At 71.9% G+C, this 24,166-nt stretch carries 17 protein-coding genes and 1 pseudogene; 7 read left to right on the top strand and 11 right to left on the bottom strand.

Annotation, left to right across the window (positions count from 1 at the left end; all coding sequences use genetic code 11):
• Nucleotides 1–10 precede the first annotated feature (10 nt).
• Nucleotides 11–1,243, bottom strand: a complete 1,233-nt coding sequence (locus tag O7610_RS10210) for an IS110 family RNA-guided transposase (RefSeq protein ID WP_281551456.1) — start codon at nucleotides 1,241–1,243, stop codon at nucleotides 11–13.
• Between the two features lie 296 nt (nucleotides 1,244–1,539).
• On the opposite strand from O7610_RS10210, the gene O7610_RS10205 reads away from it, so the two are divergent.
• The gene (locus O7610_RS10205) at nucleotides 1,540–6,624 is read left to right on the top strand and encodes a PDDEXK-like endonuclease domain-containing protein (RefSeq protein WP_289213126.1); all 5,085 of its coding nucleotides are present in this window, start codon (nucleotides 1,540–1,542) and stop codon (nucleotides 6,622–6,624) included.
• A gap of 17 nt (nucleotides 6,625–6,641) precedes the next feature.
• Here the strand turns inward: O7610_RS10205 and O7610_RS10200 are convergent, their stop codons facing one another.
• Nucleotides 6,642–7,577 (bottom strand): LysR family transcriptional regulator, encoded by a 936-nt coding sequence (locus O7610_RS10200; protein ID WP_281550501.1) that lies wholly within the window; start codon nucleotides 7,575–7,577, stop codon nucleotides 6,642–6,644.
• Nucleotides 7,578–7,669: 92 nt separating this feature from the next.
• On the opposite strand from O7610_RS10200, the gene O7610_RS10195 reads away from it, so the two are divergent.
• Nucleotides 7,670–8,710 carry an SMP-30/gluconolactonase/LRE family protein gene (locus tag O7610_RS10195; protein ID WP_289213125.1) on the top strand — a complete coding sequence of 347 codons (1,041 nt, stop codon included), beginning with the start codon at nucleotides 7,670–7,672 and terminating at the stop codon, nucleotides 8,708–8,710.
• A gap of 157 nt (nucleotides 8,711–8,867) precedes the next feature.
• Here O7610_RS10195 and O7610_RS10190 read toward each other — a convergent pair whose 3' ends face one another.
• Genes O7610_RS10190 through O7610_RS10175 form a run of 4 tightly spaced genes read right to left on the bottom strand, consistent with a single transcriptional unit; the run spans nucleotide 8,868 to nucleotide 10,772 of the window.
• Nucleotides 8,868–9,299, bottom strand: coding sequence for an HIT family protein (locus O7610_RS10190; protein ID WP_281550499.1), 432 nt, complete (start codon nucleotides 9,297–9,299; stop codon nucleotides 8,868–8,870).
• A 9-nt stretch (nucleotides 9,300–9,308) separates the two neighbouring features.
• Entirely contained in the window at nucleotides 9,309–9,833 is a 525-nt protein-coding gene (locus O7610_RS10185; protein WP_281550498.1) for a hypothetical protein, read from the bottom strand.
• The gene (locus tag O7610_RS10180) at nucleotides 9,830–10,072 is read right to left on the bottom strand and encodes a DUF305 domain-containing protein (protein ID WP_289213124.1); all 243 of its coding nucleotides are present in this window, start codon (nucleotides 10,070–10,072) and stop codon (nucleotides 9,830–9,832) included. The genes O7610_RS10185 and O7610_RS10180 overlap by 4 nt, the downstream gene beginning before the upstream one ends.
• A 7-nt stretch (nucleotides 10,073–10,079) precedes the next feature.
• Nucleotides 10,080–10,772: a DUF4386 domain-containing protein gene (locus tag O7610_RS10175; RefSeq protein ID WP_289213123.1), complete on the bottom strand. Its 693-nt coding sequence runs from the start codon at nucleotides 10,770–10,772 to the stop codon at nucleotides 10,080–10,082.
• Between the two features lie 187 nt (nucleotides 10,773–10,959).
• On the opposite strand from O7610_RS10175, the gene O7610_RS10170 reads away from it, so the two are divergent.
• Complete coding sequence (locus tag O7610_RS10170) at nucleotides 10,960–11,529, top strand: hypothetical protein (protein ID WP_281550495.1); 570 nt, start codon at nucleotides 10,960–10,962, stop codon at nucleotides 11,527–11,529.
• Between the two features lie 17 nt (nucleotides 11,530–11,546).
• Here the strand turns inward: O7610_RS10170 and O7610_RS10165 are convergent, their stop codons facing one another.
• A complete protein-coding gene (locus tag O7610_RS10165; RefSeq protein WP_281550494.1) occupies nucleotides 11,547–12,779 on the bottom strand; it encodes an endonuclease/exonuclease/phosphatase family protein in 1,233 nt (410 codons plus the stop codon).
• Nucleotides 12,780–13,082: 303 nt separating this feature from the next.
• On the opposite strand from O7610_RS10165, the gene pyk reads away from it, so the two are divergent.
• The 4 genes from pyk to O7610_RS10145 all read left to right on the top strand — a co-directional run bounded on the left by pyk (nucleotide 13,083) and on the right by O7610_RS10145 (nucleotide 17,156).
• Complete coding sequence (pyk, locus tag O7610_RS10160) at nucleotides 13,083–14,531, top strand: pyruvate kinase (RefSeq protein WP_281550493.1); 1,449 nt, start codon at nucleotides 13,083–13,085, stop codon at nucleotides 14,529–14,531.
• Nucleotides 14,528–15,409: an acyl-CoA thioesterase gene (locus tag O7610_RS10155; protein ID WP_281550492.1), complete on the top strand. Its 882-nt coding sequence runs from the start codon at nucleotides 14,528–14,530 to the stop codon at nucleotides 15,407–15,409. Before pyk ends, O7610_RS10155 begins: the two co-directional genes overlap by 4 nt.
• A gap of 93 nt (nucleotides 15,410–15,502) precedes the next feature.
• Nucleotides 15,503–15,964 (top strand): RrF2 family transcriptional regulator, encoded by a 462-nt coding sequence (locus tag O7610_RS10150; protein ID WP_281550491.1) that lies wholly within the window; start codon nucleotides 15,503–15,505, stop codon nucleotides 15,962–15,964.
• Between the two features lie 97 nt (nucleotides 15,965–16,061).
• A complete protein-coding gene (locus tag O7610_RS10145; protein ID WP_281567313.1) occupies nucleotides 16,062–17,156 on the top strand; it encodes a sulfite exporter TauE/SafE family protein in 1,095 nt (364 codons plus the stop codon).
• A gap of 36 nt (nucleotides 17,157–17,192) precedes the next feature.
• Here the strand turns inward: O7610_RS10145 and O7610_RS10140 are convergent.
• The 4 genes and pseudogenes from O7610_RS10140 to O7610_RS10125 all read right to left on the bottom strand — a co-directional run.
• Nucleotides 17,193–18,362 (bottom strand): annotated as a pseudogene (locus tag O7610_RS10140) (pyridoxal phosphate-dependent decarboxylase family protein); the annotation flags it as partial.
• Between the two features lie 94 nt (nucleotides 18,363–18,456).
• A complete protein-coding gene (locus tag O7610_RS10135) occupies nucleotides 18,457–19,626 on the bottom strand; it encodes a LacI family DNA-binding transcriptional regulator (protein WP_281550489.1) in 1,170 nt (389 codons plus the stop codon).
• The gene (locus O7610_RS10130) at nucleotides 19,626–22,604 is read right to left on the bottom strand and encodes a glycoside hydrolase family 3 C-terminal domain-containing protein (RefSeq protein WP_289213122.1); all 2,979 of its coding nucleotides are present in this window, start codon (nucleotides 22,602–22,604) and stop codon (nucleotides 19,626–19,628) included. The genes O7610_RS10135 and O7610_RS10130 overlap by 1 nt, the downstream gene beginning before the upstream one ends.
• A 286-nt stretch (nucleotides 22,605–22,890) precedes the next feature.
• Complete coding sequence (locus tag O7610_RS10125; RefSeq protein WP_281550487.1) at nucleotides 22,891–24,111, bottom strand: ROK family transcriptional regulator; 1,221 nt, start codon at nucleotides 24,109–24,111, stop codon at nucleotides 22,891–22,893.
• Between the last annotated feature and the right edge of the window lie 55 nt (nucleotides 24,112–24,166).

The following is a 24,166-nucleotide window of genomic DNA, read 5'->3' as shown; positions in this document are numbered from 1 at the left end:
AGCTTGAATGTCAAGCAGCAGCCTTGCTGAGGTGATGCGACCACGCGGTCGCCTCGTCGTAGACGGTGCCGGTCTTCAGGCATCCGTGCAGGATGCCGACGAGCCGGTTGGCGAGTTGGCGCAGCGCGGCGTTGTAGCTGGCGCCGCGGGCACGTTGCCGGTCGTAGTAGGCGCGGGCACCCGGCGAGGCCTTCAACGCGGAGAACGCCTGGGTCATCAGGGCGTCGATGAGCCGGTCGTTGTGGACGAACCGGGCCGCGACGGTCCTCTTCTTCCCGGACGCGCGGGTGATCGGGCTGGTCGCGGCGTAGTTCTTCCGGGCCTTCGCGGTGGCGTAGCGGTCGTGGTCGTCACCGAACTCGGCGAGCACCCGGGCGCCGAGGACGGCACCCAGTCCGGGCTGGGACAGGATGATCTCAGCGTCCGGGTGCCGGCCAAAATGGTCCTCCACCTGCCCTTGCAGGGCCTTGACCTGCTCGTTGAGAGTGACCAGCAGGGCGACCAGGGCGCGCACCGACGCGGCGTAGGCGGTGGTGACCACGGCCGGCTGGCCGAGGTGCTCGGCACGCAGCACCGCCTGGATCGACGCGGCCTTGGCCGCGACGTCACGGCGCCGGGCCCGTTTGAGAGCGGCGCTGATCTGGCTGATACTCAGCCGGGCGGCGCTGGCCGGATCAGGGGCCTTCGCGAGGAGTTGCAGGGTGTCAGCGGCGTCGAGGTCCTCGAACGCCTCCAACGCCGCAGGGAAGTACTCCCGCAGCGCGTGCCGCAGCCGCTGCACAGCACGGGTGCGTTCCCAGATCAGCGTCTTGTGCATCCGGGTGACGACCTTGACCGCCTCGGCGTCCGCCGAGTCTCCGGCCATCGGGCTCAGTTGGTGCGAGTCGGTGCGCACCATGTCGGCCAGCATGTGCGCGTCGGCGGCGTCGCTCTTGGCCCGGGACACCGCCAGACGTTCCCGGTAGCGGGCCGCCTGCAACGGGTTGACCGGGTACACCGTGTACCCGGCGGCGACCAGCGCCTGCACCCACGGGCCCCGATCGGTCTCGATACCGATCTTCACCTGAGCAGCAGCAGCGTCGGCGTCGATGTCGTCGCCGAGCGCCGTGCCGATCATCGCGTGGAGCCTGGTGATGCCGGCGATGCCCTCGGGCAGCCTCGCCTTGGCCAGCCTGCGGCCGGAGGCGTCCATGAGCTCGACGTCGTGGTGGTCCTCCGCCCAGTCATCTCCTATGAACAGCAACGTCTCTCCCGCCTATTGAGTCGATCACCGCTGGTAGCCAGGAGGAGAACCATCAGCGACCTAATGAAGCAGTGCTCACGCCGCGACCGGGCGGGCACGACATCCCATCAGCGATCAACTCTCCACACCGACCAGCCGGGGCACGATCTTTCGTCAGGACTCGACGTCCAGGAACCCGGAGTGCTCACCGGCTGGCGGCTACCTACCCACCAGGAGTTTGCCGGATGGCTCACTCCCAGAACTCATTAGGAAACCGTATCTTGACGTCCTCTGCGGCGAACCGCCTCGATCGGGCGGTGCGACTCTTCGAGTTCCTGGCGCGGGCACAGCAGTCGGTCGTCTCGGCGCCCCGCACGGTCGACAGTTACGAGGAGGTCGCCTGGACGCGGAGAATGCCACGACACTCCGCCGTGCACTTCGCGCACTGGGGCGCGACGCCGGAGCCGGGCGACGAGGTCGGGCACATCGACCGGATCGATCTGGTCCGACCGCCCGCCGTCGGCGAGGCGCTGCGCCGCTGGTTGACCGCAGGCATCGACGATCCACAGATCACCCCGCAGCTCAAGGTGGAAGTTCCGGATCCGGACGGGGAGCCGGACGTCGACGGCAACCCTGCGGTGTTTCGTCTGGCTGAGCACCCCGACATCGAGGACGCCTACCGGGCCTGGCTGATCCGCTGGGAGACTTGGGCGGAGCGGGAACGCGTCGATCAGCCGGTGCGTGAGGCGTACGGCACGCTCTTCTCGATGCAAGCGGCGGCGGCGAGTAATCCCGAAGAGAAGGAGTTGGTCCTCGCCGTCGGATGCCTCACCTGGAAGCCAGCCGACCATCCGGCCGTACGGCGACACCTGCTCACCGTACCGGTCACGATCGACCTCGACCCGGTAACCGGCACACTGCACGTCAACGCCGCCGAATCGGCCGACCCGCTGCGCCTCGAACTCGACATGCTGGATTCGCACCTGACGCGGTCGCGGCACATCGGCGAGGTCCGGGAAACCGCACGGACCTTCGCCGACCATCCGCTGAACGTGGCGACGATCGGCGAGCTGTTGCAACGCGTGGCGCACAGCCTCGACCCGGACGGCGGCTACCTCGAGACGGAACTGCCCGGCAGCGGCGGTCCCGCGCGGCCCGAGGTGACCCTGGCGCCCGCGATCGTCCTGCGTCGGCGCAGCCACGGGCTGGTCGAGGTGCTGGAGCGCATCCGCAAGCAGTTGATCGACGCGGCTTTCGTGCCGGAGGGGATCCTGCCGCTGGTGGATCCGGATCACCGTCCGGTGACCGTGACCGACCCGACGCCCGGCGCGGTGGTCGCCGTCGACGACGAGTTCTACCTGCCGCTGCCGGTGAACGACAAGCAACTGAAGATCCTTCAGCAGGTGGATCGGCACGCGCAGACCCTGGTGCAGGGCCCGCCCGGCACGGGCAAGACACACACCGCCGCCGCGTTGCTCAGCCATCTGCTCGCCCAGGGCAAGCGGGTCCTGGTCACCGCGCAGACCGATCGTGCGCTCAAGGAGGTGCGCACAAAGCTCCCGGAGGCGATCCGGCCGCTGTCGGTCGCGGTCGTCGGCGCGTCCAGGGAGGACATGGCGGACCTGAAGGTCGCGGTCAACACGATCTCGCAGCATGCCATCGACTTCGACGCCGACGAGTCCGACCTGACCATCACCCGGCACCTCGACGCGATCGACCAACTCCGGCGTCAGCGTGCCCAACTGCACGAACGGCTGGTCGACGTGCGGGCCGCCGAAGTCGTCCGGCACGAACGGGGACCGTACCGGGGCACGCTGGCCGCGATCGCCGAGGCGCACCGCCACGCCGGAGAACGGTACGGGTGGATTCATCCGTGGGCACCGGCAGCACCCGGTGACGAGCCCCCGCTGACCCGAACCGAGATCATTGAGTGGTTGCGGCTGCTGCGCGACCAGCAGTTGATCGCGGACGAAGCGTCGTCGCGGGCCACGCTGGCCGACCCCGCGCGGCTGGCCCCGCCAGCGGACTTCGCCGCTGCCGTCACCGCCGAACAACAGGCCCGCGCCGCCCACGACGCGCGGCACGACAGCCGGCAACATCCGGCGTACGCGGTGGTCAGAGCGCTGCCTCCGGCGGCCCGGACCGCGCTGCAGCAGGATCTGCACCGCCTCGCCGACACCGCCGACGACCTGGCGCGACGACGCGAACCGTGGATGGCCGACGCGTTGGCCGACGTGACCTGCGGCCGGGGACAGCTGTGGCACAACCGGGCCGCGCAACTGCGGCAACTGGTGGCACAGGCCGAACCGCAGGTGCGTTACCTCGGCATCACCGACGTGCAGGTCACCGGCGTGCAGGCCGGCGGCGTGCCCCAGGCCGGGCCGGACGTCGCCCAACTCGTGTCGCTCGCCAACCACCTGCGCGAGCACCTGGCGGCCGGCGGCAGGGTCAAGCTCGCAGCCGACGGCACGCCGGTGCTGAACCTGCTCGCCGCCAAGCCGGTCAAGGCGGCTCGGGAGCTGTTCAGCCGGGTCCGCGTGGACGGTCGCCCGCCGACCACGGTCGAGGCCGTCAACGCGTTCCTCGCCTGGGCACAGGCCACCCGGCTGCTGACCGCTGCCGACCGCGCCTGGCCGGCCACCGTCGTCGTCCCGCCCGAGGACACCTTCCAGGAACGGCTGACCTGGCACCAGACCGAGCTGAGCCAACTGCAGCGGGTTCTCGCGCTCGGCGCCGGGCTGACCGACCAGGAGCACCGGCTGGCGGCCGCACAGCTACCCCGCCCACAGTGGTCGGATCTTTCGGCAGTACGGGCCTACGCCGCGTTGGTGGACTCGGCCGCCGCCGCCGACCACCTGGCGCGGACCCGGACCGCCGTGAACGCCATCGGGGAGCCGGTCGTCGCGCTGAGCCATCAGCCGACCGCCGCTGCACCGCTGCGCGAGCTGGTGGAGGCGGTCGCCGCCCGGGACGTGGGCAGGTACGCCGCCGCTGTCGCTCGGCTCACGCGACTGACCCAGGTGCGTGAACTCGTCGACCGTCGGGACGCGCTCGGTTCCCGGCTGCGGGCGGTGGCGCCCCGCCTGCACGACGCCGTCGTCACCGACTGCGCCGATGACAGATGGGACGAGCGCCTCGACGGCTGGGACGACGCCTGGGCCTGGGCGGTCGTCGGCGCGTGGCTCGCCGACCGGCAGATCACCGATCTCAACCGGCTGCAGGCCGAGATCGGTGAGCTCGAGGGCCGGATCCGGGGCCACGTCGAGGAGCTGGCCGCCGCCCGCGCCTGGCGACATGCCGCCTCGCCGGACCGGATCAGCGGCTCCGCCCGGGCCAACCTGCAGCAGTACGGCCAACTCGTGCGAGGGCTCGGCAAGGGCACCGGCAAGTACGCCCATCAGCGTCGCGCCGAGATCCGCCAGGCCATGGACCGCTGCCGCCCGTCGGTACCGGTCTGGATCATGCCGATCTACCGGATCGCGGAACAGCTGCAGGTGCAGCCGGACATGTTCGACGTCGTCGTCGTGGACGAGGCGTCACAGGCGGGGCTGGCCGCGACGTTCCTGCAGTACCTGGCGCCGAAGATCGTGGTGATCGGCGACGACAAGCAGGTCTCACCGAGCGGGGTCGGCGTCGACCAGCAACATCTGCGCGACCTCGCGGACCAGTACCTCGGCGACGACCCGTACCGGGCGTCGTGGCAGGACCCGAAGCGAAGCCTGTTCGACGAGGCCAAGATGCGGTTAAGCGGCCTGATTCCGTTGACCGAACACCGCCGCTGCGTTCCGGAGATCATCAACTTCTCCAACCGGATCGCGTACGAGCCGGAGAACATCCGGCTGATCCCCGTCCGTCAGTACGGGGCCGACCGCCTCGAACCGATCCGGCCGGTGCACGTCGGGAACGGTTATGTCAGCGGCACCAGCAACAAGGTCAACCCGCCGGAGGCCGAGGCGGTCGTCGCGCAGATCGTGGCCTGTGCGCAGGACCCCCGCTACGACGGTCTGACCTTCGGCGTGATCTCGCTGCAGGGAGTCCATCAGGCCAAGCGGATTGAACGGCTGCTGCTGGAACAGCTCGATCCGGCGGAATGGGAGCGCCGGGAGCTGCGGTGCGGCGACTCCGCCGATTTCCAGGGATCCGAACGCGACGTCGTGTTCCTCAGCATGGTCGCGGCGATGGAGGACGGCGTACGGATCGGTGCCGCCATAGCCGAGATGTACGTGCAGCGCTACAACGTCGCCGCCTCCCGCGCCAAGGACCAGATGTGGGTCTTCCACTCGGTCCGACTCAGCGACCTCGGCAATCCCGAGGACATGCGTTACCAGCTGCTCGACTACTGCTACGGCGTGACCGCCCGCCCGAGCGAGCACGACGGCACCCGACTGCCGACCGAGGTGCCCGAGGACCGCCGGGTCGCACCCTTCGACTCACTGTTCGAGCAGCGTGTCTACAACCGGCTCGTCGCCGCCGGCTTCACCGTCGTGCCGCAGTTCGAGGCGATCGGCTATCTCATCGACCTGGTGGTGATAGGTCCGAACGGACGGCTCGCGGTCGAGTGCGACGGCGACGCCTGGCACGGGCCCGACCGCTACGAGGCCGACATGGCCCGGCAGCGGGAACTGGAGCGCTGCGGCTGGGAGTTCTTCCGTATCCCGCAGTCGTCGTTCGTCGTCGATGAAGCGGCGGTGTTGCAGGATCTGCGGGCGGCGCTGGACCGGCGGGGTATCCGCCCGTCCGGCTGGGCAGCGGCAGCCGAACCGGCGCGCGAACCAGTCAGCCAGGCGGAACCAGTCAGTCCGGTGGAACCCGTCGAGCAGGTGGAGCCGGTCGGTCCGGTGGAACCCGCCGAGCGGGATTCGGACCCGGCGCCTGGGCTCAAGCCGTACGAGATCTTCCAGGGCGACGCCCCGCGCGCCGAGACTCCGCCGCCGCCCGGGATGCAGGAGGCCATTCTCGCCATCGTCGCCTGCGAAGGCCCGATGACCGGCGAGCGGCTGCAGACCGCGTACGTGCATGCGGCCGGTGGTAAGCGCGTCGGCCGGGCCTCGGCGAGCGCGATCAACAAGGTGGTCACCGCAGTGGTACGCAGAGGTCTGCTCGTCCGGGACAACCCCCTCGGTGAGTCCGGAGTCCAGCCGAGCACCTACCGGCTCGCCCATCAACCGCCGGCGCTGCCCCGGGCGCTCGGTCCACGCACCTTGGAGGAGGTGCCGCCCGCCGAACTCGCGCAGGTGATGGCCGGGCACGCCAGCGTCCTCGGCTGGCACCAGCCGGAGGCCGTCTACCGGGCGACCCTGCAGACCTACGGCCGTAAGGCGCTCACCGCCGCCGCCTCGGCCCGGTTGACGAAGGTTTCGCCGCTGGCCCGCGCGGTCACCCGTCGGTCGTCGGACAGCTGAGCGGCCCCGTTCGATGATCAATGAAGGTCGTGGGCGAGCCGGGCGACGGCCAGTCCGGCCGGTGACGTGGCGTCCCGCCGCCACACCAGCTCCAGATCAGGGGCGGGAAGCTCGTCGGTCAGCCGGAGCACCACCCCGTCCACTGTGGGTAACTGGGTGAGCGATCGGGGTACCAGGGCGAAACCGTCGACGTCGGCCAGCCCGATCCGGCGCCACCCCACCTGTTCGCAGTCGACCACCTCGACGACCACCCCGGCGCGGGCGCAGGCGGCCAGGATCGCCGACCGGTAGCCGGGCGTCAGTTCCTCCGGCGGCAGACTCAGCCGGCCGCCGGCCAGGTCGGCCAACCCGACCGCGTCCGACCTGACCGTCTCCGACCCGGCCGTGTCCGGCCCCACCGCGTCCGACCCGACAGCGGTACGCCCGGCCAGCGGATGTCCGGCGTCGACCACCGCTACCAGTGGCTCCCGGCGTACCGTCTGGCGGTCCAGGTCCTGGTAGCCCGGCATCCCCCGGGAAAGCACCAGGTCGAACCGGCCGGCCCGCAGCCCGGCGTCCAGCTCGGCCGGCCACGCCTCCCGCGTCCGTACGGTGATCTGCGGATGGGCGGCCCGTACCGCCGCTAGCAGGCGCGGCAGCACCTGCGACGTGGCGCTGGCGACCAACCCGATCCGCACCGTCCCGATCTGACCCTGCCCGGCGGCCCGGGCCGCCCGGACCACCGAGTCGGCGTCGTCGAGCAGCCGCCGGGCGGACGCCACGAACGCCGCCCCCGCGTCGGTCAGCCTAGTCGGCCGACGCTCGAACAGTGGTACGCCGAGCTGCCGCTCCAGGTCGCGGATCTGTCGGCTCAGCGGCGGCTGCGCCATGTGCAGTCGGCGCGCCGCGCTCTCGAAGCTGCCCTCCTCGGCGACGGCGACGACGTACCGCATGACGCGCAGCTCGACCGACATACCGGCACGGTATCCCGACATACTCAGGTGATCTTGTTGCGGGTCGTTCCCGCCGGTCAGGCTCGAATCGACCGACCACCGGAAGGGACACAGTGCACACATCTCGACTGCTCGTCGCGGCCGCCGTCGCCGCGACGTCCGGCGTACTCGCCGCTGGGCCGGCGGCACCCGCAGCTCCCGCCGCGGCCGCACCGATCGCATTTCACGCCGGCTCGGCGCAAGCGCACCAGCACCACCAGCACCACCAGCACCACCAGCGGCCGGGCAGCTACGTGCTGGCCGGCGACGATGCCTACCCGGAAGGCATCGCCCGCGACCCGCGCGGCCCGTACTTCTACGTCAGCAGCCTCACCGACGGGCGGATCTACCGGGGCGACGTTCGCTCCCCACGTACCACCGTCTGGCTGGCCGGCGACGATGCCGACGGCCGGACCACCGCCGGCGGCATGAAGGTCGACCGGGCAGGCCGGCTGATCGTCGCCGGCGGCGGCACCGGCTACGTCTGGGTGTACGACACCCGCAGCGGCGACCTGCTGCACCGCTTCGCCACCGCCACTTCGAACTCGATGCTCAACGACGTCGCGTTGGCCGCCAACGGCGACGTCTACGTGACCGACTCGTTTCAGCCCACCCTGTACCGGATCACCGCCGGGCAGTTGCGTGGCGGCGTCGGGGCGACCGCGCCGCTGCGGCCGTTCGTCGACCTGCGGGGCACCGGCATCGACTACGACGACGGGTTCAACCTCAACGGACTGGTGGTCACCCCGGACCAGCGGTATCTGATCGTCGCGGACTACAACGACGGCGCGCTGCACCGCGTCGACCTGCGGCGGCGTACCGTCTCCGCGATCGACCTGGGCGGCGCGGCGGTGCACGGCGACGGCCTGCTGATCCGGGGCGACCTGCTGTACGCGGTCAGCAACATCGACGGGAACGGCGACACGGTCAACGTGCTGCGGCTGCACCGCCACGCCACCCGGGCCACGCTGCTGGCCCGGGTCACCGACCCCCGGCTGCACGGCCCGTCGACGGCCGCGTTCGACGGCCGCGACCTGCTGTTGGTCAACTTCCAGTACGGGGCGACCGACCCGGTGCTGCCGTACACGGTGGTCCGGATAACGGCTCGCTGGTGACCATCCGCCGCCCGGCCCCACTCCCGTACCACCCGGCGTGGGACCGGGCGGTCCGTCGGGTCCACGCACCAGGTCAATATATGCACGTCTATATATACTGCCGGATATCGGGCGAGGCTGACTCCGCGCGTCGCTCCGCCTGATCACGAGGGCGGCTTCACGGCAGATCCGGCCCGGGAGGTAACGCGGCGGCGACCCGTTCGGCGTACCGCCGGGCCTCGACGTCGTCGGCGTAGCGCCGGCGCGGCCAGAAGAAGCCGCGCAGCCCGTCGCCCCTGGTCCGGGGCACCACGTGGGTGTGCAGGTGCGGCACCGACTGGGACACCCGGTTGTTGATCGCGACGAAGGTGCCGCCCGCGTCCAGGCCAGCCTCGACCGCCGCCGCGACCCGCTGCACCAGTGAGAAGTACCCGGCCAGATCGGCCGGCGGCAGGTCGGTCAGGGTGACCACGTGCGGGCGCGGGCTGATCAGCACGTGGCCCGGGAACACCGGCCGGGTGTCCAGGAACGCCACCCCGGTGGGGGAGTCGGCTACCCGCCACGCGGGGGACTCCCCGGCGATGATCCGGCAGAACACGCACCCGTTCACCGGTGCAGCCTAGCCCGGCTGATGCTCGACCAGCAGGTTCCACCGCACGTCCGCGCCGGCCTCGACCCGGATGGTGACCGGACCGCCCGGGTGGTCCTGGTCGACGTTGCGGGTCATCGTCACCTCGTCGGCGGGGCACTGCAGCTCGAACCGCATCTCCGGGTCGAGGAACACCGCGAGGTCGGCCGCGCCGCTGGCGGCGGCGGCATCCCCGCGGCCGCCGCTGACGCAGTCGAGGCTGACCGACAACCGGCCGGGCGGGACCTCGACCGTGCCGACCGAGACCGGGCCGCTGGTGGCGGCCACCGAGGCGACGGGCCGGGCGTCGGCCATTGGGCCGGGCAGCGGTGCGATCGTCGGAGCGGGCGCGACCGGCGGCGGCGCCGCTGACCGCTGGTCGACCGGGTCGGCGCCGCTGGTGGCGGGCGGGCCGGTATCGGCTTCCGGCGGGTCGGCGGTGCAGGCCGCCAGGGTGCCCGCCCCGATGGCGACGACAGCGAGGACGACGCCGAGCGCCGCGCGGAGGTGACTCATTCGTACCGCTGCAGGATCTGCTTCATCTGGTCGATCTCCTCCTGCTGCGTCTCGACGATCTGTCCACACAGCTCGATGATTTCCGGGTCGGTGATGTCCGACCGCTCGCATACCAGGATCGCCCGCGAGTGGTGCGGGATCATCGACTTGAGGAACTGCCCGTTGCCGATGAAGCTCTCCTCGCCAGCTCTCCGCACCTCGTCGGGCCCGATCGCGGCGTCGCACGTGATCCGCTGCAATCTTCGCCTACCCGCCCTGACGGTGCGGCAACACCCGCGACGGCACCTGTCGCCGGACGCCGACGGTCAGCAGGTAGCCGATCATCCAGATTTCCCCGACGGTGGCCGGCGCCACGAGCAGGTCGGCGACGATCCGGGCGTCGGGCGCGAGGTAGCGCAGGAATCCGCTCGCGAGGTAGCAGATTCCGCCACCGACGAGCACCCAGCCGAGCGGTTGCGGCATCCAGCGTGACCGGAGCACACTGGTGCCCATCGGGATGAGCCAGAGCCCGAAGAACAGGTTGCCGACCCCCCACAGGTTGTCGCTGACCAGGTAGAGGGTCTGGACGGTGGTTGCGGCGTCGCCGATCGGCTCGGCCGCGACCTCGCCGGCCGTGGCGAGCATCGCCGCGCTGCCCATGATCGCCACCGCGTTGACCAGACCGAACGCGCCGATGCTGCCGGCGGCGACCGGGTCGGCGGTGCGGAAGAGGCGGTAGAACCAGACGGCGGCGAGTGCCTGGGTGACGACGACGCCCAGCTCGAGCGCGACGCCGACGCGGGCGAGCATGTCGTGCCCGACCAGGTTGCCCAGTGTCGCGGCGGGGTCGCTGGCGGCGAACAGCTGGGGTCGGACGACCAGAAAACCGAGCATGGCGGTGACGCCGAGTCCCAGATAGAACACGCCGGTCAGCCGCGCCGTGCGGACCAGATCGCTCATGAGAGATCCCCCTTCTCGTCCGCCGGGCGTCCGTAGACGCGACCGGTCGATCTTACGCTGTAAGGCAGATTAACTTACAGCGTAAGGCGGGAGCAAGCGGAGATTGCGGGGGACCGGGGCGAGCGGTCGGCACACGGGCTTGTGCCGGCTTCCTACCCTGAAGCCCGGCCATGCGACGGAGAGTGCGATGTCTCTGCTGGAACATCTGCCGACCATCCTCGCGGTGGTCGTCGGCGGGGTGCTCACCTACGTCGGCACCGGAATCACCGAGCGCAACCGGTGGCGCCGGGAACAATCCGTGCGGTGGGACGAGCGGCGGCTCGCCGGGTACGTCGAATTCGCCGCCACCGCCAAGCAGATCGCCCTGCTCACCTCGCGGGTGCTGGCCAGCCGCGGTCTGGTCACCGCGATCAGCCCGATCGACCGCGAGGAAGGGCTGGCCCGGCTCGGACAGGCTGAGTCAGACCGGTCCGTGTGCTTCGAGTCGATCCTGCTGCTCGCCGACGGGCCGACCATCGCCGCCGCGCAGGCCCTCACGGAAACGCTGTGGCGGCTGGAGGGGTTCGCCACCGGTGAGGAACCGGTCGACGAACAGACCTGGCGCACCGGGTTCGCCGACTACCGCCGTGCCCGGGCGCAGTTCTACCAGCGGGCCCGGCTCGACATGGGGGTGCGCGCGGCGCAGATCCCGATGAACGCGATCGCCTCCCGCGACGCCCGCCCACCGGGATCGCTCGCCGCCACCGGCACCGACTGACCGCTCGGCGCCGCCGCTCAGCAGCGCAGGTCGAGCCAGACCAGCCGGTGGTCCGAGGTCGGGAACCCGCCGGGCAGCGCGGGGTCGTAGTCGCCGACCAGCCGGAACAGCGGATCCTCCGGCGTCGGCCAGAACACCCCGCTGCCCGCCGTGCGCAGTCGGCGGCTGGGCAGCAGGTAGTCGACCCGCAGATTGCCCGGCGTGCCGTCGGCGAAGTCGGCGGTGTCGTAGCGGGGGTCGCCCTCGTGGGTCAGGTTCGCCCCGCCCTGGCGCTGGCTGGCCGCCGGCCCGCCCGCGCTGGTCGGCGGCCGCCGGTCGTCGACCAGCGGATGCCCGGTGACCTGCTGGGCCGATCCCGGGATGCTGTCGCCGTCGTACGGGTCGGAGTTGAGGTCACCGGCGATGACGAACCGGGCACCCGGGCGTAGCCCGCCGCGGCGGCCCCGGTCGTCGTAGATGTAGCCGGACCGGTCCGGGGTGACGTAGTCGGCCCAGAACCGGATCTCGTCGTGGTTGCGCCGGCCGTTGCGGTCCTCCGGACCGTCGAAGACCGGCGGCGTGGGGTGGCTGGCCAGCAGATGCACGGTGCGTCGGCCGATCCGCACGGGCACATCCCAGTGGCTCTTGGACGACAGCCGTACGTCCGCGAGGGCCTCGGGGGAGTACCAGTCGGCGGGCTCCGGGGTGTCCGGGTCGTCCGGCAGCAGCGCCCCCGGCATGTCACGCCAGCGGAACGTCTGGAAGGTGCGCAGCGACCGCCGGTCGATCGGGTGGCGCGAGTAGACCGCCATGCCGTACTGGCCGGGGAACAGCCCGAAGCCGTACGCGTCATCCGGGCCGCCGACCGTACCGTCGCGGTTGAGGTCGTGCCCGGACGGTACGCCGGTGTTCGACGGGGCGCTGAACCGGTACGGGTAGTGGATCGGCCGGGCCCCGCCCTGCCCGCGGGACAGGTAGTTGCGCTGGAACAGTTCGACGGCCCGCCCCTCGGCGTCGTGGTCGAACTCGTTGATCAGGAGCACGTCGGGGCGGACCCGTTGGATCACCTCGGCGACGTTGGCGGCCTGCCGGTCGCCCAGGGTGGACAGGTCGGCCACCAGGCCGCCGTCGACGCTCCGGTTGAGCGAGGCGTTGAAGGTGGCGAACCGGACGCCGCCGCGCTCGTCGCCCTGCCTGCCGCCTGCCGTCGCTGTCCCGGGCGCCAGCCCCGCCGTCAGACCGGTGGCGATCATCGCCACCAGAGCGGTCACTGTTCGTGTCCGTACCCGCTGTGTCACCGTGCCACCCTCCGGTCGTGTGGTGACCAGTTAACCGGATCTATGTGACGGTTCGGCGAATGAACCCCGAACGTCTGGGCGTCGGCCGTCCGGGCGTACCGCGATGGTCAACTACCGCGCTACCCTGAGGGCGCGGTCGTCGATGCCCGCCGGTCCACCGTCACGGTTCCACCCACCAGTACGATGTCTCGCGGAGCGCCGAGCGCTGGTGGGCACTTCCGTTCGGACATCAGACAGGGTCGGCCGATCGGCCGGTTCAGGGGAGAGACTAGCCTCATGGGCGTGACACGCCGCGCAAAGATCGTTTGTACGCTTGGCCCCGCGACCGCGTCCCCGGAGCGTATCCGCGGGCTCGTCGAAGCGGGCATGGATGTGGCCCGGCTGAACTTCAGCCACGGCAGCCACGAGGACCACCAGCAGGTGTACCAGCTGGTCCGGGAGGCAGCCCAGGCCTCCGGCCGGGCGGTCGCCGTGCTGGCCGACCTGCAGGGCCCCAAGATCCGTCTCGGCCGGTTCGCCGACGGGCCGCACGAGTGGCGCACCGGCGACTCGGTCGTCATCACCAGCGACGACGTCCTCGGCAGCCGGGAGCGGGTCTCCTGCACCTACCGCAAACTGCCCCAGGAGGTTCGTCCCGGGGACCGGCTGCTGATCGATGACGGCAAGGTGGCCGTCGAGGTCAGTGCGGTGGACGGCAACGACATCCGGGTGCTGGTGGTCGAGGGCGGCCCGGTTTCCAACAACAAGGGCATCTCGCTGCCGAACGTCGCGGTCAGCGTGCCGGCCCTGTCGGACAAGGACACCGACGACCTGCGGTTCGCGCTCGGCCTGGGCGCCGACTTCATCGCCCTGTCGTTCGTCCGGTCGCCCGAGGACATCAAGCTGGTCCACGCGATCATGGACGAGGAGGGGGTTCGTCGACCCGTTCTGGCCAAGGTCGAGAAGCCGGAGGCGGTCACCCACCTGGAGGCGATCGTCGACGCGTTCGACGGGGTGATGGTGGCCCGGGGCGACCTCGGCGTCGAGTTGCCGCTCGACGAGGTGCCGCTGGTGCAGAAGCGCGCGGTGCAGCTGTGCCGGGAGAACGCCAAGCCGGTCATCGTCGCCACCCAGATGCTCGACTCGATGATCGAGAATTCGCGGCCGACCCGCGCGGAGGCCTCCGACGTTGCCAACGCGGTGCTCGACGGCACCGACGCGGTGATGCTCTCTGGCGAGACCAGCGTCGGCAAGTACCCGGTGCTCACGGTCAGCACCATGGCCAAGATCGTCACGACGACCGAGCACGGCTCGATCTCGGTGCCCCGGCTGCAGCACGACCCCCGTACCCACGGCGGTGCGCTCACCTCGGCCGCGTCGCAGATCGCCCGGGCGATCGGCGCCAAGGCGATGGTCGCCTTCACCCAGACCGGTGACACCGTGCGTCGGCTCTCCCGGCTGCAGTGCGAGCTGCCGCTGCTGGCTTTCACCCCGGTCGCCGAGGTGCGCGACCAGCTTGCCCTCTCCTGGGGGGTGGAGACCTTCCTGATGCCGTTCGTGCAGCACACCGACGACATGTTCCGCCAGGTCGACCAGGCACTGCTCGGCCTCGGCCGGGCCAATCCCGGCGAGTACGTGGTGATCGTCGCCGGCAGCCCGGTCGGCACCCCCGGCTCCACCAACACGCTGCGGGTGCACCAGCTCGGTAGCCTCGTCGACGCCGCGGCGGCCCGGGCGTTGCAGTGACCGGTGATCCGGTCGGCGGGCAGGCCGCCGTCGATCAACTGCTCGAGGTGCTCGACCTGAGCCGGACCGGGCCGTCGGCGTTTCGCGGGATGAGTCCCAAGGTGGGGCCGCAGCGGGTCTTCGGCGGCCAGGTCGCCGGTCAGGCGCTGGTCGCCGCCGGGCGGACCGTCGACCCGCAGCGGCTGGTGCACTCGCTGCACGGCTACTTCGTCCGCCCCGGCGACGGCGCCGAGCCGATCGACTACGAAGTGGAGAACATCCGCGACGGCCGGTCCTTCTCGGTCCGCCGTTCGGTGGCGTACCAGCACGGCAAACCGATCTTCTTCATGTCGGCGTCGTTCCACCGGCCCGAGGACGGGCTGGACCACCAGGCCCCGCAGCCACCGGACGTCCCGCCGCCGGACGCGGTGCCGACCATGGTGGAGCGGCTCGCCCGCTATCCGGAGCGGCTCGGTGTCTGGGCGGTGATCCCCCGGCCGATGGACGTGCGGTACGTCGGCGCACCGGGTCTGGTCGCCCCCGGGGACCGCCCGGCCGACCCGTACCAGCGGGTCTGGATCCGCGCCGACGGCAAGTTGCCCGACGATCCGCTGCTGCACGCCTGCGTACTCACCTACGCCTCCGACCTGACGTTGCTCGACTCGGTCCTGTCCGTGCACGGAGAGGTCTGGGGTCCGGGCGGGGTGATCGGGGCCAGCCTGGACCACGCGTTGTGGTTCCACCGGCCGTTCCGGGCCGACGAATGGTTCCTCTACGACTGCTGGAGTCCGTCGGCCGCCGGCGGGCGCGGGCTGGCCACCGGTCGGATGTTCACCCGCGACGGCCGGCACATCGCCAGCGCCGTACAGGAGGGACTGGTCCGGCGGGTCGGCTCGTGACGGGGCCGACCGCCCGGCCGGCCGCGATCAAGGTCGATGGCTGGCGTCGGTCGGCCGGTCCGATAATGGAAACAGTGCCGTAACCTGAGAGGTATGCGTCTCTCTGCCCGGGTCGACTACGCGCTGCGGGCCGCCGCCGAGCTGGCGGTCGCGGCTGCGGCGTCGGCGCGGGTCGTGTTGACCGCCGAGCAGGTCGCCCGGGCTCAGGGCATTCCGCCGAAGTTCCTCGAGGGCATCCTGCTGCAGCTGCGCCGGGCCGGCGTGGTGCAGGCCCAGCGCGGCCCGGACGGCGGCTACTGGTTGGCCCGCCCGGCCGAGCAGATCAGTCTCGCGGAGCTCATCCGGGTCATCGACGGCCCGCTCGCCCACGTGCGGGGCCGCCGGCCGGAGGAGCTCGGCTACCAGGGTGCGGCGGTCGCGCTGCAGGACGTCTGGATAGCGTTGCGGGCCAGCGAGCGGGAGATCCTCGAGTCGGTCACCGTCGCCGACGTCGCCACCGGCCGGCTTCCCGAGCGGATCCGGGATCTCGCCGCCAACCCACGCGCCTGGACCTGACCGGCCGCGACCGGCTTCGTCGATGTGGTTGACAACAGCACCGGCCGTCCGCATTCTCTGCTAAGCCGATAGGTTTGCTATCTCAAGTAGGTGTGCTGTGCGAAAGTTGCTGGTCCTCGCCCTCGTCGGACTGCTCGCCCAACTGGTGGACGGCGCGCTGGGAATGGCGTACGGCGTCACCTCGACCACGCTGCTGCTGCTCGCCGGAATCGCCCCGGCCTCGGCGAGCGCCTCGGTGCACCTGGCGGAGATCGGCACCACGCTCGCCTCCGGCACTGCGCACTGGCGGTTCGGCAACGTCGACTGGCGGGTCGTCGGCCGGATCGCCGTACCCGGGGCGGTCGGCGCCTTCGCCGGTGCCACCGTCCTCAGCTCCGTCTCCACCGAGGCCGCCGGGCCGTGGATGGCCGGCATCCTGCTGGCCCTCGGGGTGTACCTGCTGATCCGGTTCGCCCGGCCGATCCCGGCCCGGCGGGTCAGCCGACCCCTGCGCAGCCGGTTCCTCACCCCGCTCGGGCTGGCCGCCGGCTTCATCGACGCGACCGGAGGCGGCGGGTGGGGGCCGGTCGCCACCCCGTCTCTGCTGGTCTCCGGGCGGATGGAGCCGCGCAAGGTGATCGGCTCGGTGGACACCTCGGAGTTCCTCGTCGCGGCGGCGGCCAGCGCCGGCTTCCTGATCGGGCTCGGTGGCCAGGGCTTCGTCCTGCCCGTCGTCGCGGCGCTGCTCGCCGGTGGCCTGCTCGCCGCCCCGCTGGCCGCCTACCTGGTGCGGATCGTGCCGGCACAACTGCTCGGCGCCGCGGTCGGCGGTCTCATCGTGCTGACCAACGCCCGGTCGCTGATGCGCGCCGTCGACCTGCCCCAGAGCCCGAGGTTCACCGGGTACGCGGTGATCGTCGTCGGCTGGGCGCTGGCCCTCGGGCTGGCCGTCCGGGTGCTGCGCACGGCCCGTCGTGACCAGCGCCGGTCAGCGCTGGTCGGCGAGCAGCCCGGTGGCGGTGTCCGCGATCAGCTCCCAGGCGGCGGCGACGTGCCGTCGCTCGGTACGCGGCGCGCCGACCGCCAGCCGCAAGGTGAACCGGCCCGCCACCCGGGTGTGGGTCAGCAGCACCGAGCCGCTGGCGTTCACCGCAGCCAGCAGGGCGGAGTTGACCTCGTCGGGCTGGCCGCGCAACCGGAAACAGACCAGTGAGAACGGCCCCGGCGTGACGAGCTCGAACCGGTCGTCGGCGCGCACCTGGTCGGCGAACCAGGTCGCGTGCGCCACCGCCGAACGGATGTGCGCCCGCAGCCCCTGTGCGCCGTACCAGCGCAGCACGAACCACAGCTTCAAGGCCCGGAACCGGCGACCCAGCGGCACCTGCCAGTCCCGGTAGTCGATCACCGTGCCCGTGTCGCTGAGCGCGTTGCGCAGGTACTCTGGCATCACCGTCAGCGCCTCGACCAGCTCGGCCCGGTCCGCCACCCAGAATGCGTCGCAGTCGAACCCGGTCAGCAGCCACTTGTGCGGGTCGAAGCAGTACGAGTCGGCCCGATCCAGCCCGGCGTGCGTCCAGCGCAGCTCCGGGCAGACCGCTGCGGCACCGGCGTACGCGGCGTCCACGTGCAGCCACACCCCGTACTCGGCGCAGATCGCGCCGATCTGTTCGACCGGGTCGACGGCGGTGGTCGAGGTGGTGCCCACGGTCGCGACGACGATCGCCGGTCGCCGCCCGGCGGCCAGGTCGGCGTCGAGGGCGCGGCGCAACGCGTCCGGCCGCATCGCCAGCGTCACCGGATCGACGTCGACCAGCCGTACTCCCTGATCACCGACCCCGGCGATCCGGGCCGCCTTCTCGATCGACGAATGGCCCTCGGTCGAGGTGTAGACGGTGTAGCCGGCGGTGGTGCCCGCCGTGCGCCAGCTGCCGCCGCTGGCCCGGTGCAGGGCCACCAGGGTGGCCACCAGCGTCGCCGACGACGCCGAGTCCTGGATGACGCCGCCGCCGGTGGACCCCGACCGGAACCGTTGCGGCAGGTCGAGCAGCTGGGCCAGCCAGTCGAGCAGCACCGTCTCCACCTCGGTGCAGGCCGGACTGGTGGCCCAGAGCATGCCCTGGACGCCAAGGCCGGCGCTGACCAGGTCACCGAGCACGCTCGGGGCCGAGGTGTTGGCCGGGAAGTAGCCGAAGAAGCCGGGGTGCTGCCAGTGGGTGAGTCCGCCGACGACCACCCGGTCCAGGTCGGTGAGGATCCGGTCGAACGGCTCGCCGTGCTCCGGTGGCGTCACCGGCAGCGCTTGGGCGACCGTGCCGGGCGGATCCGACGGTCGCACCGGATGCTTCTCCAGCGTCTGCCAGTAGTCGGCGATCCAGTCGATCACCGCGTGCCCGGCCCGGCGGAACTCGTCCGCCGACATGTGCCCGCCGGCCGTGGTGTGCGCGCCGGCCGTGGTGCCTGCGCCCGACGTGGTGCCCGGCGCGGATGCGTCGCCTGCCATGCGGACGAGTTGATCAGGAATCGGTACGGCGGGCAAGCGCCACCATCGCCTCCGGCCCGGTGCCTGCGACGCCGGTGTCACCGGCCTCGCCGCCCGGCATCGCGCCGGCCGGGCCGGGGCCGGTGCTGGCCCGGACGGTCAACCGGGGGTCGAGCAGCGTCGCGGCCGGCACCGCGTCGCCCTGGACCTTGCGCATCAGCAGGCTGATTGCCTGCCGACCGACCTCCTCAGCCGGGATCAGCACCGAGGTCAGCGCCGGGCCGGCCCGCTCGGCGACCTCGTCCGGGCAGATCGCCACCACCGAGATGTCGTCGGGGACCCGCCGGCCCAGGGTCGGCAACGCGGCCAGCACGTGCCCGACCGCAGCCTCGTTGTGCACCACCAGCGCGGTGAGCCCCGGGTGCCGGTGCAGCAGCCCGGCCAGTTCGCGGCGTACCGCGTCGTAGTTCTCCTCGGACGGTTGGGCGACCGCGGTGACGCCGCAGCGGGCCGCCGTCTCGGTGAAGCCGGCCCGGGTCCGGTGGGCGAAGCCGGTTTCCCGTTCGTAGACCACGGCCGGGGCACCGAGCAGGGCGAGCTGCCGGTGGCCGAGCGTGACGAGATGTTCGACGCAGGCCTCGCCGGCCCGGTAGAAATCCAGGTCGACGCAGGTCAGACCGGCGGACTCGGCCGGAAAACCGATCAGCACGCTGGGCCGTTCGAGCTCACGCAGCAGCGGCACCCGTGGGTCGTGCATCTCCACGTCCATCACCACGATGCCGTCGACCATGGCGCTGACCGCGATCCGCCGCAGCCCAGCCGGCCCTTCGTCGGCGGTGACCAGCAGTACGTCGTGGTCGAACTGCCGGGCGGTGGTGACCACGCTGGTGGCAAACTGCATCAGCACCGGCAGGTGCATCCCGGAGCGCAGCGGCAGCACCAGGGCGATCACGTTCGCCCGCCGGCTGGCCAACGCCCGGGCGCCGGCATGCGGGTGGTAGCCGAGGGCGTGGATGCTGGCCAGGACGCGTTCCCGGGTGGTCGCCGAGATCGCCCGCTTGCCGCTGAGCACATAGGACACCGTGCTGACCGCGACGCCGGCGTGCCGGGCCACGTCGGCGATCGTCACCATGTCGGCCCGCTTGCCGGTCCGGTCCCGCGTCGGGTCGGGCCCGGCGCCGGTCGGCTGTGACGGAGTTGACACTAGGCTCCTCCATCCATGTCCCTCGCCGGACCGTCGGTGGCGGACCCGGCAAAACTCAGGTAGCTCACCGTAGCGCCTGCCGTACTGAAAAGCAGATACAGGTCTCGGGTTCCGCGCAGCCCGTGCAGCTCCGTCCGTACCTCTGCCCAGTCGTCGCGGCCGCCGGTCGCCGGTACCGGAAGCTTACCGGCGACCGGGCCGGCCAGCGGATCGTCCAGCCGCAGGGTGACGGTCGACCCGTCCGCCGCCCGGCCGACGGCACCGGGGTCGGCTCCAGCCCGGGGCGGCCGGTGCGCGACGCGGGCGGTGACCGCGGTAGGTCCGGAGTCGAAGTCGACGTCGGTGAACGCGATCCAACCACCGTCCTCCGCCGCGCCCACCGCGTCCCGACCGTCGGGATGATCGGCCGGGGCCGTGCCGGCGTAGTCGTCATTGTCAGCAGCCCACAACGGTCCGGCCAGCGGGTCGCGGGGCCCGATCCGTTCACCCCGTACGGTCAGGGTGGTGGTTGCCACCAGGTCGGCGCTGGACCGGCCGACCGACACGGTGTGCCGGGCGCTCTCCACCACCGGCCGGTCCCGGGTGACGTCCCAGGTCGCCAGGTCGGCGGCGGCGAGGCGGAACCGGAGCGTGGTCTGCGCCCCCGCCGCGAGGCTGATCTTGCGGAAGTCACGCAGTTGGCGCAGCGGCTGCTTGACCCGGGAGTGCCGCTGGCGGGTGTAGAGCTGCACCACCTCGGTCCCGGCCCGCGCGCCGGTGTTGCGCACCGTGACGCTGACCTCGACCGTGTCGTCGGCATCCACCTCGGTGGCCGACAACCGCAGGTCACGGTAGTCGAAGGAGGCGTAGCTCAGGCCGTGGCCGAACGGGTACAGCGGTTCCCCCCGGAAGTAGAGGTACGTCGCGTCCGAGGCGATCACGTCGTAGTCGAGCAGGTCGGGCAGGTCGGCGGTACGCCGGTACCAGGTCTGGGTCAACCGGCCGCCCGGATCGGCGTCCCCGCAGAGCACCTCGGCCAGCCCGGTGCCGTACTCCTGACCGCCGTGCGCGGACCAGACGATCGCCGGGACGTGCCGGTCGGCCCACTCCGCCGCGTACGGGTAGCTGCTGGACAGCACCAGCACGGTGCGCGGGTTCGCGTCCCGGACCGCCCGCAGCAGCGCCGCCTGGGCGGCGGGCAGCGCCAGGTCGACCCGGTCCTCGGTCTCCCGCCCGCACACCATCGGATGGTTGCCGAGCACCACCACCGCCACGTCGGCGTCGCGGGCCAGCGCCGCCGCCTCCCGGGCGCCGTCGGTGACCAGTTCGACGGAGAACGTGGCGGCGGTGTCGACGCTGGCGGCCTCGGCCCGCAGCAGCCCGTCCGGGCCGACGGTGACGTAGCGGTCCCGGGCCAGGTGGTGCAGTGCCGCACGGCCGTCGGTGGCGCGGACCAGCCGGAAGGTCTCGTTGACCACCCACCCGCCCGGACCGGACCGGTCGTTGACCAGTACCCCGTCGTCACCGGCGGCCAGGTAGCGGCCGTTGGCGACGCTGCGCAGCGCGACCACCCCGTCGCCCCAGTCGAACACGTCGAAGCAGCACTGCGGCACCGCCTCCGGCCCGGCAGCCCGCACCGGTCCGCCCACCGCCGTGCTGTCGGCCCGCAGCGGTCCACCGGCGGCCTCGCCGCTGACCCGCAGGACGGTCGCCGAGGTGCTGAGCCGCAACGCGATCCGGTCCACTCCCTCGTGGTGGGTCACGGTCGCCGCCGGCAGCCGCGCGGTCAGCCCGGCGCGGGCGGTGACCGCGTACGGCATCGATCCGGCGTACCAGTCGGTGTGGACGGTGTCGGCGAGCGGTCCGACCACCGCGACCCGCCGGATCCGGCCCGGGTCCAGCGGCAGCACCGGGTCGGATCCGGACTCGGTCGGTTCGTTACGCAGCAGCACCACCGACTCGCGTACCGCGATCCGGGCCAGGTCCTGGTGGGCCGGGCAGTTGATCACATCGACGCCGGTCTTCGCGAACGGGTTGCGTTCCGGTGGATCCAGTTCGCCGAGCCGGATCCGGACGGAGAGGGTCCGGCGGACTGCGCGGTCGACGTCCGCTTCGGTGAGCAGCCCGCGCACCACCGCCTCGGTGATCCGCGCGACGGTCGGCAGCGAGTCGGTATCGTCCTCGGTGAAGCTGTCGATCCCGGCGCGGAGCGCGGCCGCGTAGCCGGTGACGTGGTCCGGGTGGTAGCCCTGCGCGCCGGCGATGTTGGTGGCCGCCCCCGCGTCGCCGACGACCAGGACGTCGTCGTCGGTCCACCGACGCAGCTGTTCGTCGATCAGCGGGCTCAGATGTGCCGGCCGTCCGTTGACCAGGTTGTAAGAGGCCATCACCGCGACCGCGGCACCGGCGGCGATCGGGGCGCGAAACGCCGGCAGCTCGTACTCGTGCATCACCCGGGGCGGCAGGTTGCTGCTGGTGGTGGCCCGGTCTGTCTCGTTGTTGTAACCGAGGAAGTGCTTCAGGGTCGGCGCGGTCCGCAGGTAGTAGGGATGGTCACCGCGCAGCCCGCTGGCGTACCCGGTGGCCAGCACCCCGGTCAGCCAGGGGTCTTCGGCGTAGCCCTCCTCGTTGCGGCCCCACCGTGGATCGCGCAGCGGGTTGACCACCGGCGCCCACACGTTCAGTCCGACGCTGGCGGGATCCTTGTGGTGGAACGCGCGTACCTCGTCGCCGACCGCTTCGCCGATTCGCCGCAGCAGGTCCGGATCCCAGCTGGAGCCCAGCCCGAGCGCCTGCGGGAAGACGGTCGCCGGGCCGAGCCACGCCACCCCGTGCAGCGCCTCGGTCCCGGTGCGGAAGGCGGGCAGGCCGAGTCGGGGGACCGGGGGCTGATGCTGGTGCAGCAGGGCGATCTTCTCGTCGAGGGTGAGCCGGCGGAGCAGGTCGGTGACCCGGGCGGCCACCGGCTGGTCGGGGTCGCGGAACGTGCTGTCGCTCATAACGTGGATCGCCTTCCGGGATCGGCAAGGGCACCCGTGTGGGTTGCGGCTGCGGTGCGGGCAGCGCAGCGGTCACCGGATCACGGGCAGGCGTCGGTACGCGGTGGAGGCTGGCCGTCAGCCCGGGAAGCGCTGGCTCGAAGCGCTTCGACGACCATCCCGAAAAACGCTCCACTGTCGACACGATTTCAGTCGTGTTAACCGTGGAGCCCTTTGAGGTTGACATCCATCAGTACGGACGGTCAAGGGGCTGGCCGCCACAAATTGACGTCAGACGCCGGCGCGGTCAGCCGGCCGGACGGATCGGCATCAGGCCGTTGTCGATCGCGGCGATCGCCCGGGCCGCGCCGCCGATCGCCGCCGCGCCGCCGGCCAGGTCGGAGGCTGCCAGCCGGGTGCCACCGGCGGCCGGAGCCACCGTACGGTCGGCGAGCTGCTGCCGGGCCGCCGGCAGCAGCCACTGGGCGAGCGGAACGTAGTAGCCGCCGAGCAGTACCACCTCGGGGTTGATCAGGTTGGCCAGGATGGACACTCCGGTGCCCAGGTGCCGGCCGACCTCGTCGAGCGCGTCGAGCGCCGCCGGATCACCGGCGCGCGCCGCCGCCTGTACCCGGTCGATCTCCGGCGCGAAGTCGGTGACCGGCCCGTCGGTCTCGGCGTCCGGCAGCACCCGGCGGATCAGCGCCGGTACGGCGGCCAGCGCCTCCAGGCAGCCGTTCGCGCCGCAGCGGCACGGCGGACCCTGGGGATCCAGCTGGATGTGCCCGATCTCGCCGGTGAACCCCCGCGCGCCGTGCAGCAGCCGCCCGTCCACCACCAACCCCGCGCCGATGCCGGCACCGCCGGTCAGGTGCACCAGGTTCGCCGTGCCGGCGTACGGCCCGTGCCGGTGCTCGGCGAGCGCGGCCAGTTGTGCGTCGTTGTCCACCACGACCTCGTACACCGGCCCGCGCAGCGCCCGGACCAGATCGGCGTGCAGGTCGACGTCGTGCCAGCCCAGCTCGGGGGAGAGGCTGACCCGGCCCTGCTGGTCGACCAGGCCGGGCACCCCGACGGTGAGCCCGAGCACCTGTCGCCCCTGCCGGGTCACCCGGGCCGCCGCCCGGCCGGCCAGTGCGGCCACCGTGCTGGCCGCCTTGCCCGGGGTGGCGGCCAGCCCGGTGAAGGCGCGTCGCCAGGACAGCAGCTCACCGCCGGCCAGGTCGAGCGCGACCGCGGTCAGGTGGTCGGCGCTGATCTCGATGCCGATCGCGGCGTACGCGTCGCCGTCGACGACCAGCATGGTGGCTGGGCGTCCGATGCGGTGTTCGGTGAGGCCGGTCTCCCGGAGCAGCCGGCGGTCGATCAGGTCGCCGACCAGGCTGGAGACCGTGGCCTTGTTGAGCCCGGTGGCACCGGCGATGTCCGCCCGGGAGCAGGGCGCGTTGGCCCGGACGTAGCGCAGCACGACCGCGAGGTTGGTGGCGCGTACGTCGGTCAGGTCCGCTGGCTGCGGGCCGCTCCGCATGGTGATCACGTTACGCCCCGGGTCCCGGCCGGGTGGCTCGGGCCGGCCCCCCGGC

Source organism: Solwaraspora sp. WMMA2065, from assembly GCF_030345075.1.
Classification (GTDB): domain Bacteria; phylum Actinomycetota; class Actinomycetes; order Mycobacteriales; family Micromonosporaceae; genus Micromonospora_E.
Note: the sequence above shows the minus strand (reverse complement) of the source record. Positions and strands in the feature narration are given on the sequence as shown.